Source organism: Ornithinibacillus halophilus, assembly GCF_900129485.1.
GTDB lineage: Bacteria > Bacillota > Bacilli > Bacillales > Amphibacillaceae > Ornithinibacillus > Ornithinibacillus halophilus.
Genome location: NZ_FQVW01000038.1, coordinates 19558 through 31828, shown reverse-complemented (window position 1 = coordinate 31828; position 12271 = coordinate 19558). Strand labels below are relative to the sequence as shown.

Annotated in this window: 12 protein-coding genes; 5 read left to right on the top strand and 7 right to left on the bottom strand. The window is 38.3% G+C overall.

The genetic code is table 11. The features are described 5' to 3' along the window. Positions 1-193 precede the first annotated feature (193 nt). Positions 194-982: an alpha/beta fold hydrolase gene (locus BUB12_RS13240; protein ID WP_072891404.1), complete on the bottom strand. Its 789-nt coding sequence runs from the start codon at positions 980-982 to the stop codon at positions 194-196. Positions 983-1263: 281 nt separating this feature from the next. On the opposite strand from BUB12_RS13240, the gene BUB12_RS13235 reads away from it, so the two are divergent. From BUB12_RS13235 to BUB12_RS13225, 3 genes are all read left to right on the top strand, one after another. Then, entirely contained in the window at positions 1264-2037 is a 774-nt protein-coding gene (locus BUB12_RS13235; protein WP_072891403.1) for a zinc ribbon domain-containing protein, read from the top strand. Positions 2038-2220: 183 nt separating this feature from the next. Next, positions 2221-2481, top strand: coding sequence for a hypothetical protein (locus tag BUB12_RS13230; protein ID WP_072891402.1), 261 nt, complete (start codon positions 2221-2223; stop codon positions 2479-2481). Positions 2482-2893: 412 nt separating this feature from the next. Next, the gene (locus tag BUB12_RS13225) at positions 2894-3418 is read left to right on the top strand and encodes a ribonuclease H-like YkuK family protein (protein ID WP_072891401.1); all 525 of its coding nucleotides are present in this window, start codon (positions 2894-2896) and stop codon (positions 3416-3418) included. Between the two features lie 360 nt (positions 3419-3778). On the opposite strand, the gene BUB12_RS13220 is transcribed toward BUB12_RS13225, so the two are convergent. The 6 genes from BUB12_RS13220 to BUB12_RS13195 all read right to left on the bottom strand — a co-directional run bounded on the left by BUB12_RS13220 (position 3779) and on the right by BUB12_RS13195 (position 10654). Then, positions 3779-4849: an ABC transporter permease gene (locus tag BUB12_RS13220; protein ID WP_072891400.1), complete on the bottom strand. Its 1071-nt coding sequence runs from the start codon at positions 4847-4849 to the stop codon at positions 3779-3781. Further along, on the bottom strand, positions 4846-6366 hold the full coding sequence (locus BUB12_RS13215) for a sugar ABC transporter ATP-binding protein (RefSeq protein ID WP_072891399.1): 1521 nt from the start codon (positions 6364-6366) through the stop codon (positions 4846-4848). The genes BUB12_RS13220 and BUB12_RS13215 overlap by 4 nt, the downstream gene beginning before the upstream one ends. A gap of 86 nt (positions 6367-6452) precedes the next feature. Next, positions 6453-7451, bottom strand: a complete 999-nt coding sequence (locus tag BUB12_RS13210; RefSeq protein WP_072891398.1) for an ABC transporter substrate-binding protein — start codon at positions 7449-7451, stop codon at positions 6453-6455. An 89-nt stretch (positions 7452-7540) separates the two neighbouring features. Continuing rightward, on the bottom strand, positions 7541-8515 hold the full coding sequence (locus BUB12_RS13205) for a Gfo/Idh/MocA family protein (RefSeq protein ID WP_072891397.1): 975 nt from the start codon (positions 8513-8515) through the stop codon (positions 7541-7543). A gap of 121 nt (positions 8516-8636) precedes the next feature. Continuing rightward, positions 8637-9644 (bottom strand): Gfo/Idh/MocA family protein, encoded by a 1008-nt coding sequence (locus tag BUB12_RS13200; protein WP_072891396.1) that lies wholly within the window; start codon positions 9642-9644, stop codon positions 8637-8639. A 23-nt stretch (positions 9645-9667) separates the two neighbouring features. Continuing rightward, positions 9668-10654, bottom strand: a complete 987-nt coding sequence (locus BUB12_RS13195) for a LacI family DNA-binding transcriptional regulator (protein WP_072891395.1) — start codon at positions 10652-10654, stop codon at positions 9668-9670. A gap of 191 nt (positions 10655-10845) precedes the next feature. Here BUB12_RS13195 and BUB12_RS13190 point away from each other — a divergent pair, with 191 nt between their 5' ends. Next, positions 10846-11814, top strand: coding sequence for a sugar phosphate isomerase/epimerase family protein (locus BUB12_RS13190; RefSeq protein ID WP_072891394.1), 969 nt, complete (start codon positions 10846-10848; stop codon positions 11812-11814). Between the two features lie 96 nt (positions 11815-11910). Next, entirely contained in the window at positions 11911-12084 is a 174-nt protein-coding gene (locus tag BUB12_RS13185; RefSeq protein ID WP_234982713.1) for a hypothetical protein, read from the top strand. Positions 12085-12271 lie beyond the last annotated feature (187 nt).

The window sequence follows — 12271 nt, the reverse complement described above, 5'->3', positions numbered from 1 at the left end:
CACCAATCGGCAAGTCTTCTTTATCGTACGGAGGCGAAGGAAGTCTTGTGCCTGTGGTTACTCGGCACAAAGGGCATAGAAGTATCTCTTTGTAGTTCCTTCGCTAGTCGCAGGTGCTCGGAGCTAGACATCGCTGAAATTTCCTTTCTTATCAATTAAGAAAAATGAGGCTGAACATGGTGTCAGCCTCATTCTAGGATACTCGTTCTTTTTCTAATTCGGGAGCTTCTCCCAAAAATGAGAGAATTAATTTGTTAACTTGCTCCGGTTTTTCAATAATACAAACATGTCCACTATTTTCAATTAACTCTAACTCTGAAAACTGATCACGTTCTGCAGCGTTTGTTGCCGACTGAATGAACATATGGTCTTCTTTCCCTAATATATATAATTTCCTAATTGTATTGTTATTTTTAATAGACTTCTCATACGATTTAATCGGAGTCGTTACTAACTTAGCCCATTTAATGAACTCTTTCCTCCCCATCTTTGCCGCTTCTCGTATAAAAATATCTCGCGAACGTTGGTGGTTTGATTTTGGCATCATAAGAAACGCAAATAGCTTGTAAAACGTCATATATGGAGCTAAAAATCGTAACTTGTAAGCTAGTTTTAACAAGAAACCTGACCAACTACTCCACTGAATGATAGCACCTGCTTTAACAAGGGACTTTATTCTACTTGGTATTAGATACAATAATTCGTTGGCAATAATCGTTCCAAGAGAGAATGCGACAATATGCACTTGCTGAAGCTTTAATTCATCCAAAACATGAATCACTTCTTTGGCAACCAATTCTGCTGTATTATTTGGAATGGATTTCGATGCCCCATGACCTGGAAAATCTATCATTAGTAGATTATAGCTTTTCGCAAGATCCTTCTTTTGTTTGTAAAATATCGTATGATTTCCTCCAAGTCCATGTAATAAAACAACCCACTCTCTTGATGTTTCATGTTTTTCGATCGTATAAGCTAGCAATCAAGTTCCCCCTTAGATGTCTCTACTAGGTATTTTTACCCTAGTTCTTTTCTTCATTATTGCATAATTTGATATAACTTTCTTTACGATTGGTATAAACTTTTATTAAATTTAAGGAACTGAAAAATTATATTCACACCTTGTTCACTTTTTTGACAAAACTTGGTGAAATTCCAATACTTTTGTACTATAATGGTATTTATTACTGTTATAATTTATGGAAAGACGCAAAAATTCGCCATATTTTAACAGTAAACTATATGGGTTAGGAGAGATATGTTATGCATTGTCCTCAATGTGGAACAAAATTAGAAGAGGGTTCAAAGTTCTGTGTGAACTGTGGGGCAGCAACTCAAGCAGGTGCTACTACACCGAACCAAGCAGCAACAACAGAAACAGGAGCAGGAAACTCAAATGAATATGTAGAAAAGGGTAAAGAGATTAGTAAAAACTATCTTAACTTTTTCTTAGGTGTACTGAAACGACCTTTTACTGCTAGTCAAAATGTAACAGAAGGCGACAAAGTTAATGGAATTATAACTCTAGTACTCTTTTCACTATTAGTGCCTTTATATACATATACACTAGCCAATAAATTAAGTGCTGGCTATATCGAAATTCCATTTTTTGATACTGTCTTCAAGCCATTATTTATTTTCCTACTATTCTTTGCAGTAATTATTGGTATTCACTTTGGGGTAGCCAAGTTAATGAGTGTTGAATTGTCTTACTTACACGTACTAGCTATTTACGGGGCTTTAATGGTGTTACCTACAGCTTTAATTTTAGTTTCATATTTGTTCTTATTATTATCTATTAATCTATTTAGCTCCCTATTACTAGCTGCTGGCCTAGGATTGATGTCATTAGGAAATATTGCTGCCATCTTTTCGATTAAATCATTCGCAAAAGATCCTAAACTAGGCATTGACCCAATGTATGGAATTATTATTGTTAATGTAGTAGTTGTTATCATCCTACTAATTATTGGTGACAGCATTATAGGAAGCCTAGTCGATCAAATCGAAAGAAGTTTATTTGGATCATTCTTTTAATTAGAACAATATCTTATTGATTTTGAGTAATAAGGGGTGCATTTTGCATCCCTTTTCTCATAGGAATTTACACTTAATCTATGACTATTTATCAAACTATTACCTTTGCCCTTAAAACATCTGATTTATTTAACTTAGGACAATGATATAATAGAGGTAAAAATACGAATGGTGGTGAATAGGATGAAGTGGTCAGAGGTTAGGAAGTTGTACCCTAATCAATTCTTAAAATTAAAAGTACTTGCGTCTCACATTGAAAATAGTCAAGAATTTATTGAGGATATTGCTGTTATTAAGCCTATATCCGAGAAAAATGCAACAAGAGAATTGTTAAATTCAAAAGGTGATGAGTTAGTTTACCATACTGTCAATGAAAGCATTGTGCTTGAAGTCCGTCAAGATGTGGGCCTAAGGAGATTCGAGTATCATGAAAATCAAGCATAAATACGAGTTACTATTGGTAGATATTACATTAGAATTTAATGGAAAAAGTAAATTAAGCGCCTTGAAATGACCTCTAAATAACTTCTTAAAAAATACCCTCATTTGAAATATAACTCTTCAAATAAATATGCATGGAGGTACTAATTCAAATCGAATTGTACCTCCATTTCTATTACCTTTTAATAACTGTTACCATCAACTTTTTTATGTTATTTCTACGATTATTTCTAAAGTTTTCTCAAATCATGCATAGTATAGTATTACGACACTAATTTTTTACACTTTATTATGAATCGAATACTCGCTCCAATCTAATACTAGTAATAAGAAAAGCATAGTCCTTTGCTTTACGATAAACTGGCTGTCACCAAAATGGAAGGATGCTCATAAACTTAGGAGGAATTTTGACGATATGACTTCTGATTATAAATTTCAAAACCTCAGTCAAAAAGATATGTCATTTGAAGAAGTATTTGAGCACATAATTAAATTTATAAATAAAGAGCCTAATGGCAGTTACCGCCTCATCTTTGGAACAGATTCACAAATTCATACAGACCACACTTTGTTTATAACAGGAATTGTCATTCAAAGGGAAACAAAAGGAGCTTGGGCATGCATACGAAAAGTAGTGATCCCGAGGAAAATGATTAATCTTCATGAACGTATTTCCTATGAAACCTCACTAACAGAGGAAGTCGTCTCTTTGTTTACCGATGAAAAGAAGGAAAAACTAATTGATCTAGTGCTGCCAAACATTTATAAAGGTGCTTCTTTTAGTATCGAGGGACATATCGATATTGGCTCTGGAAGGAAAAATAAGACTAGAATCTTTGTCAACGAGATGGTTTCAAGGATGGAATCATTAGGCATTGAACCCAAAATTAAACCTGATGCATTTGTGGCAAGTAGTTACGCCAATCGCTATACTAAATAAAGGGCAACTCAAACAGTGGGGATTCTTTCATCCCCACTGTTTGTTAATTGTACAGTATCGGAATCTAGCGCTCACACCTCGGGGTAATTTGATCCACTAACTATTAAATCCGCTCCTTCCTATAACAAAGTTGATTTTCAACCTCTGATATTCGCTCGCGCCTCGGGGTTACTTGCTCCTCTCCAACTGGTATTCGCTCGCTCCTCGAGGTAACTCGCTCCACCTCCTATTAAATTCGCTCGCCACACTCCCTTTTGTGCTCGCACCCCCAGCTAATTCGCTCGCCACCCCAATCAACTCGCTCCATCCCTAACCACAAAAAAATACTCCAACCCTAAAGTTGGAGCATCATTTAAATTATTATGCATTTTTCTCTTTTCTCTGCAGCAGTACGGCCACAATTACGATGATTCCTTTGAAGGCTTCTCGTAAAAATGGAGGTACGCCAAATAAGTTTAATAGATTGTTCATAACGGCTATGATTAACATTCCGTAAACCGTTCCAAGAATAAACCCTCGTCCACCAAGCATGTTTGTTCCACCGACAACGGCTGCTGCGATGGCATCCATTTCCATTCCTCTTCCTGCGTTCGAGAAATCCATGGAACCAATTCGCGATACTTGAATGATAGCTGCAATTGATACTAGTAGTCCCATTAAGGCATAGACGCGAAGTTTTACTTTGTCCACATTTACGCCAGATAATTTTGCGGCTTTTTCATTAGAACCAACAGCGATGATTTGTCTACCAAATGTGGTACGCTTTGATACGTAATACAGAATGGCTGCAATGATAATCCAATAGATGATTGGCATTATCATATAGTTGCCGATTTTAAAACTAGAAATCTGTAAAAACTCTGTAGGCACAGTTGTGTTGTAGCCTTGAGCAAAATGCTGGGTAACACTACGGAAAATCATCATTGCGCCTAGAGTGGCTATGAATGGTGGAACCATCCCTTTCGTTACTGTCACTCCAATAAGAGATCCTAATAAATATCCGAATGCCATAACCAGAATTACAGTTAGGATAATTGCTGGTACACCAGTAATTCCTACAGCTCCGAGGATTCCTTGAGCCCCTGTATCCAATAAATACATGGAAAAGGCCCCTGTAATAACCAATGTTGAACCAACAGCTAAGTCAATCCCACCAGTCATAATAACAAACGTCATCCCTAGTGCGACAATACCAATTCCTGCATTATTACGTAAAATATTTAGCCAGTTATTCGACCATGCCTGGAACCATTCACCAAAGGAATCATAGTCGAACCCAAGTGTTAATGTTTGCAAAATAACCATAATAATAAGGGCAATTAAAATACTAAACAGCGGGTCATTTGACCAGCGATTTTTAAACCATTCCACAAATGTTCTTTTCTTTACTGGGGGTGTACTATTACTCCCCTGTTCTAATTCTGGTTTCATATTTGATGTTCGCTCCTCTCTACGTCTTTCTCCCCACCAGTGGCTAGATTCATAATTGTATGTTCATTCATTTCTTCATCTTTAACTTCGCCTTGAATGGCGCCATGGTACATGACAAGTGATCGGTCACATACTCGGATAATTTCCTGCGCCTCACTAGACAGTACGACGACAGCAATATTTTCTTCAGCGAGTTTTATAATAATGTCGTAAATATCCTCTTTTGCCCCAACGTCCACGCCCTGTGTTGGATTATCTAAAATTAGCAATCTAGGGTTAGCTGCTAACCACTTTGATAGCACTACTTTCTGTTGATTTCCTCCAGAAAGACTCGTAATGTTATCTGTCATTGCCCCCATCTTCAAACGCAATGCATTCCTCTGTTCGTCAAACTTTTGCCTGTGTTTTTCTGTATTGATAACACCATGCTTAGAGAACATTGGCCAAGTGACAATCGACGCATTTTCAAAAATATCCATATCCTTTACAATTCCATTTTCTTTTCTATTACGAGGAAGATAGGCGATTCCTTCTTTTATAGCCTGCCACGTACTTTTTACCTTGACTTCTTTTCCATTAAAGAATACCTTTCCGGATATGTACTTATTCGCACCAAAAATCGCCTGAAAAAGTTCACTACGACCATCTCCAAGAAGTCCTGTTACACCGACAATTTCTCCTGCTTTAATGGAAAAACTGATATCTCGAAAATGATGATCATTAGTCAACCCTTCCACACGCAACACTTCTTCCCCTATTTCATCAGTTTCCTTATGACGACGTAATGATTCAGTACGCACATCATACCCAACCATATAACTAGCTAGATCTTTTGTCGTAACATCACTCACGTTTCCTCTGGAGACAAGATTTCCATCGCGAAGAACTAAATAGCGGTTGCAGATTTGCATTACTTCATTTAGTTTATGAGAGATAAAAATAATCCCAACATTATGCTCCTGCATCGTTTTCATCATCTTAAAAACTCGTTCAATTTCGGAGTCCGTTAATGAGGTAGTTGGCTCATCCATAATAATAATGGAGGCATTTGTCATCATCGCACGGCAGATTTCAACGATTTGTTTATAGGACGCATCTAAATCGCCCACCATTTTATTCGGATCCAAATCAACATTCATCCGCTCAAACATTTCTGCAGTTTGATCATACATTTTCTTGAGGTCCAAGCTTCCATACTTAGTTTTTATTTCTCGACCTAGAAACATATTTTCATAGATTGGCAAATCATTAATAAGGTTTAATTCTTGGTGTATAAAGGCAATTCCAGCTTCTAACGATTCGGCAGGCGTTTTGAAATGGACTTCTTTTCCATCGATTACAATCGACCCAGTATCCGCTTGGAGAACACCACCAAGAATATTCATTAAAGTAGATTTCCCAGCTCCATTTTCACCGAGTAGTGCGGTGATTTCCCCACCCTCAACTGAAAAAGACACATCCTTGATGACATCATTACTCCCAAAGGATTTTCGTATGTTATTCATCTCAATTTTCATGTAATCACATCCTAATTAACTTAACTTTAATTGAGAAAAGAAGGGCTATAGCTAAGCCATAACCCCTCTTGTATTATGGGACTCTCTTAGTAAGGAGATCCATCGTCTAAGAAATCTTCGTGGTTGTCACGGTCTACTACAGTTGTAGGAATAATTTTTTCCTCGTCAACGTCTTTTCCATCAAGTAAATCAACAGCTAAGTCTACTGCATCTTTAACCATTGCAGGGCTGTATAGGGCAGATTGAATCCAAATATCTTCGTTTTCTGGCATCATCTTGAAGTATTCTTGCATTCCGCCTCCACCAGTTACTACTTGGATATCATCTCTACCAGCTTCATTAATTGCTTGAAGAACCCCAATGGAAGTTTCATCATCCAATGAATAAACAGCGTCAATTTTATCTAAGCTTGTTAAAATATCAGCGAAATCAGAAAGACCATCTTCTCTAGTAAACTGTGTCGCATACGTATGAATGTTTAAATCTGGTGCAATTTCTTCAATAGTATCCATAAATCCAGCTGTTCTTAGCTCAGAAACAGATCCAGCTGATGGCACTTCAAGGACAACAACTTCACCCTCTGTTCCAATTTTATCTTTGATATAGTTGGCACCTTGGACACCCATATCATAGTTGTCACCTGCAACACGATACACTCCATCAACATCAATGACGATATCAAAGTTTACAATTTCAATACCTTCATCCATTGCTTGTTGTATTGGTACTTCCATCCCTTCCCATTGTGGGAAAGCAACGATTACTTCTGCACCCCAAGTTTTTAAGTCATCTAACTGGGAAGTCATTTCTGAAGCATCACCACTAGTGTGGATTTGATACTCAATCTTTCCTTCTTCTTTTAATTCTTCAGCGCGACTTTCTGCATGATATGCTACTGCTGCAACCCAACCATGGGTAACTTGTGGTGCTAAAATACCTACTTTATGCTTGTCACCAGAGTCTGCATTATCATTGTCATTGTTGTTTCCGTTACCAGAATTATTGTCTCCGCCACCACATGCTGCTAATACTGCTAAAAATAAAACCATTCCTAGTACAGCTAACAATTTTACTTGTTTTTTCAATGAAAAAACCCCCTTAAATTTATATAAAATAAAATGTAAAACCAATTGTTTTTGATAAATCTCATTTTAAAAAAGCGCTTTCAAACCTTTCAATCTACTTTAATCTCAGTATTCGTTTCTAACGATTGGTTAATCTTTTGTAGTAGTTTAATTATGTATAAGACATCTTCTAATGGAATGATTTTGTTTTCTTGATTCTTTTCCAAGCAGTCAATGAAATAAGTTAATTCATTTTGAAAGGCATCGGTCTCCTCAACATCAATTGATTTGATAGTTTCTCCTTCATACAATTGAAATTGACTCGCATTAATTGTTTCAATATTCTCTCCTGCTTTCAATTGAAAATCCAATGCATTTTCTCCTGCTTGTGCCCGGAATGTCATCGTAAATGGATAGCTTTTTGGCATGCGCTGTGATCCTTCGATTACTGCTTTTGCTTGTTTTTTAAATGTCAGTGTTGTCACCACATGATTCCATGCCCCGTGTTGATTTCTTTGACCAACTGCATAGACACGCTCTACCTCACCTAGTAAATAATAGGCAAAATCGATATCATGAATATGGAGGTCAAACAAGGCACCACCACTTTTTTCTGGATGTTGGAACCAATTGCTCCAATTCGGTAATTGCCCTAATCGACTAGCATGAATGAATTCAGGAGTATCCATTTTCTCGCAATAGGATTTAATTGCTTTATACTCTGGCCAAAAACGGAGCACATGCCCGACAAACAATCGAACCTGAAAATCCTCCACTACTTGGAAAATTCGTTTCGCCGACTCTTCAGTCAGGGTCAATGGCTTTTCACAGATGATGTGTTTTCCTGCTTCGGCAGCTTTTGTTATCATTTCTTCGTGTAAAAATGTTGGCACACAAAGATCAACAACATCGATATCTTCACGTTTTAATAGCTCCTCATATTCTGACACAATATCTCCATCAAACTCTATTTGTGGTTGACTTCGTGAACAGAGTGCAACTACTTTCGCATTTGGTATGTGACGATATGCCTCCAAATGGGTTTTTCCAATAAATCCTAATCCTACAAGTCCTACACGAATCATTGAATCATCCCCCACTCGATTTTTACTGCGATACCAAATACTCAAATGTAATCCGTTACAAACATCTTAAAAGAAAAATAACTTCAGGTCAAACTATTTTGAATATTTTTATTACATTAAATCAGTTAGCCAATATTTCCTCTATTACTCGTAACGATGCAATTGCTTCCTGACCAGTAACAGGTGGCTTCTTGTCGTGCACAATGCAGTCAATAAAAGCGTCTATTACACCTGTTGACGTTTGGTTATCATTCGTTTGGATTTGCTCCAATTCATATTTGATTACAGAGCCATCCCTTTTTTCAATGATAAGTTGTGCATCTGGATCATGATAAATTTTCATAACTCCTTCTTGGCAGTAAATCGTCGTTGAGTTATCTTCCTTGCCATAATAGGTCCAAGAAAAAGATGCGGTTCCTAGTCGACCTTTTTTCGTTTTCAAGGCACTGACAACATTGTCACAAACCTCAATCGGTTCCCCTTTTTCATTCACTTTATCCAATGCTCCGTGGAATGCATGAACTTCTGTGATTTCATCATTTAATAAATAATGGATCAAATCGATTTTGTGAATCCCAAGGTCCCCAGCAACACCGGAATGTGAGCGATCTTTTTTAAAGAACCATGTTGCATTTGACTTTGTTACTCCCCAACTTTCCGGTCCTTCATGGCCGAAAGTCGTTTTAAAAGTAAGCACTTCGCCTAGCTCTTTGTTATCGATAATTTCTTTTGCTTTTTGATGTGCATTTGTAAATCGTTGATTATGATCAAGCATCAGTTTTTTCCCTGATTGTTGTTCTGCTTCTATAATTTTCTCTGCTTGTTCCACAGTCGTTGCTAGTGGTTTTTCACATAATACATGTTTCCCACTAAGCAATGCCTTTGTCGTATTGATATGGTGTGCTTCATTAGAGGAGCAATCACTAATCGCGACTATTGTTGGATCACTGAGTAAATCCTCTAATTTTTCTGCCACGCGTCCACCAAATTCTTCAGCTAGACGTTGCGATCTTTCTATGTTTCTGTCATAAAATACGATTTCGTCTACATGAGGATTCGCCATGTATTCTGGTGCATGTCGGAATCTTGTAATGGATCCACACCCGATAATACCTACATTAAATCCCAACAACAAAACCTCCTTACTCAAAATTACAACATGGTCGACTCACGAATAATTAATTCATGGTCCATGACAATGCTTTCCACCTTTTCCCCTTTCATGCTACTCATGAGCATTTCAGCTGCAAGGCATCCCATTTTGTACATCGGTTGTGCGACAGTCGTCAGCGTTGGATTTGTCATACTAGAAAAACTAATATTATCAAACCCCATAATAGCAATCGGATGGTCAACTTTGATTCCATTATTTAACGCCTTTAATGCGCCAATTGCTAACGTATCCGAAACAGCAAATACGGCATTAGGCTGTTCTTCGAGTTGCAGCAACATCCTCATCGCTTGGACACCATGTTCAAATTCTAGTTCCTTCGTGTTGTAAATCCATTCATCACGAATTGGTAACTTAAATTCCTTCAATGCACGTTCATATCCAGCCCGACGAAGCCTCGCATAGAGGAATTTTTCATCGGAATTAATCAGAGCAATCTTTTCATTCCCCAATTTAATTAAATGCTTTACCGCCTGATACGCAGCAACTTCACTATCCACAGTGACATACGGGATGCTACCACCTTGCTCATACTCACTACAGAGAATGACGGGATGATCTTTGCTGAGTTCATTTAGTTTTTGCATGTTGACGGTAGGATCCATCGAAATAATCCCATCGGCAAGTTTGTTTTTTACCATGTTGAAATATATATTTTCGCGTTCGGGCTTGGAGTCTGTCTCACATAGAAGGATATTGTAGTTGTTCGCAATTGCTGTGTTTTGGATGCCATTGATGATTTCTGTGTAAAATGGGTTGGAAATACTAGGTAGTAATACAAGCATCAGGCGGCTTTCCGAGTTTCGTAGGTTTCTCCCCAACATACTAGGTTGATAGTTGAGAGCTTTAATCGCAACTTCAACTTTTCTCCTAGTTTCTGGTGTTACCGAAGTGGCATTATTTAAAACTCGAGAAACCGTTGCTACGGATACACCTGCATGTTGTGCAATTTGTTGTATATTAGCCATGATGATTCCTACCTTCAATATTTAGTTGTAAAATGTAATCGATTACAAATATGATTTTATAGTTGTTTTAATAATATGTCAACATGGAATTGCGTGTTAATTTTAAAAATAATGATTTTTCCTATTGATTTTTTTGAGAATTATGTATAATGGATGTAACGGATTACAAAGAAGATTGGGGAGGTTTTTGAATGAAATTAGGGGTTTTTACAGTTTTATTTTCTGATAAAAATCTAGATGAAATGCTGGATCACGTTGCTTCAAAAGGAATTGAAGCTGTCGAATTAGGGACAGGTGGTTTTCCAGGTGATGCACATTGCAAAGTCGATGAATTACTAGCAGATGAACAGAAACAGAAGGAATTTATGGAGAAAATTGAAAGTCGCGGATTAATTGTAAGCGCTTTAAGTTGCCATGGTAATCCTCTGCATCCACAAAAGCGTATTGCCGAAAAGGCAGATACGTTATTTGATAAAACAGTCGAACTTGCTGGAAAACTTGGGATTCCGGTAGTCAATACATTTTCAGGCTGTCCAGGGGATCATGAAGATGCCAAATATCCGAACTGGCCGGTAGCACCGTGGCCTACAGAATTCCAGGAAATTTTAAAATGGCAATGGGAAGAAAAAATCATTCCTTATTGGAAAGAAAAAGCAGCATGTGCTGAAAAACACCAAGTGAAAATTGGCTTAGAGCTACATGGTGGTTTTTCCGTACATACTCCTGCTACATTGTTACGTTTAAGAGAAGCATGTGGCCCAGCAATCGGGGCAAATCTTGATCCAAGCCATATGTGGTGGCAAGGCATTGACCCAGTGGAATCGATCAAAATATTAGGACGTGAAAATGCCATTCATCATTTCCATGCCAAAGATACGGTGATTGATCAACCAAATGTGAATCGAAATGGAATAACGGATATGACTTCCTACGATGACATGCAAAACCGCGCTTGGTATTTCCGTACGGTTGGATTTGGTCATGACGCCAAAGTTTGGGCCGATATGATTAGCATGTTGCGACTATATGGATATGATTATGTGGTAAGCATCGAACATGAAGATGGCCTCATGTCGATTGATGAAGGATTTACAAAAGCCGTCAATACCCTTCAACCAGTGATGGTGAAAGAGTCTGTTGGAGATATGTGGTGGGCTTAGTAGAATAGAAAAAGAGCACTCGGGTGGGAGTGCTCTTTTTTGTTGGTGGATTTGGGGCTGGGTGGAGTGCTCGGGTTTGTTGGGTGGGTGATCGTCATGGAGTGGAATTCGCTCCTCGGACTGTTGGAATCGCTCCTCATCGGGGTGGAGTTGATCGCGGAGCTGGGGAAGTTGCTCCTCATTGGGGGGAAGTCGCTCGTGGGGCTGGGGAGTTCGCTCCTCAACAAGGGGAAGTCGCTCGCCGAACTTGGATTGTCGCTCCTCAACTAGGGGAAGTCGCTCCTCAACAGGAGGAAGTCGCTCGCCGGACTAGGGAGTTCGCTCCTCAACAGGGAGAAGTCGCTCCATGTACTTAGAGAGTCGCTCCTCACAAGGGTGAAGTCGCTCGCCGAACTTGGATAGTCGCTCCTCATCAGGGTGAAGTTGCTCGTGAGACTGGAGGATTCGCTCCTCACCA

Coding starts and splice junctions, on each gene's coding strand:
- BUB12_RS13195 (WP_072891395.1), bottom strand. CDS start 10,654: ATGGCTAATATACAACAAATTGCACAACATGCAGGTGTATCCGTAGCA.
- BUB12_RS13235 (WP_072891403.1), top strand. CDS start 1,264: ATGCATTGTCCTCAATGTGGAACAAAATTAGAAGAGGGTTCAAAGTTC.
- BUB12_RS13230 (WP_072891402.1), top strand. CDS start 2,221: ATGAAGTGGTCAGAGGTTAGGAAGTTGTACCCTAATCAATTCTTAAAA.
- BUB12_RS13205 (WP_072891397.1), bottom strand. CDS start 8,515: ATGATTCGTGTAGGACTTGTAGGATTAGGATTTATTGGAAAAACCCAT.
- BUB12_RS13220 (WP_072891400.1), bottom strand. CDS start 4,849: ATGAAACCAGAATTAGAACAGGGGAGTAATAGTACACCCCCAGTAAAG.
- BUB12_RS13225 (WP_072891401.1), top strand. CDS start 2,894: ATGACTTCTGATTATAAATTTCAAAACCTCAGTCAAAAAGATATGTCA.
- BUB12_RS13190 (WP_072891394.1), top strand. CDS start 10,846: ATGAAATTAGGGGTTTTTACAGTTTTATTTTCTGATAAAAATCTAGAT.
- BUB12_RS13215 (WP_072891399.1), bottom strand. CDS start 6,366: ATGAAAATTGAGATGAATAACATACGAAAATCCTTTGGGAGTAATGAT.
- BUB12_RS13185 (WP_234982713.1), top strand. CDS start 11,911: ATGGAGTGGAATTCGCTCCTCGGACTGTTGGAATCGCTCCTCATCGGG.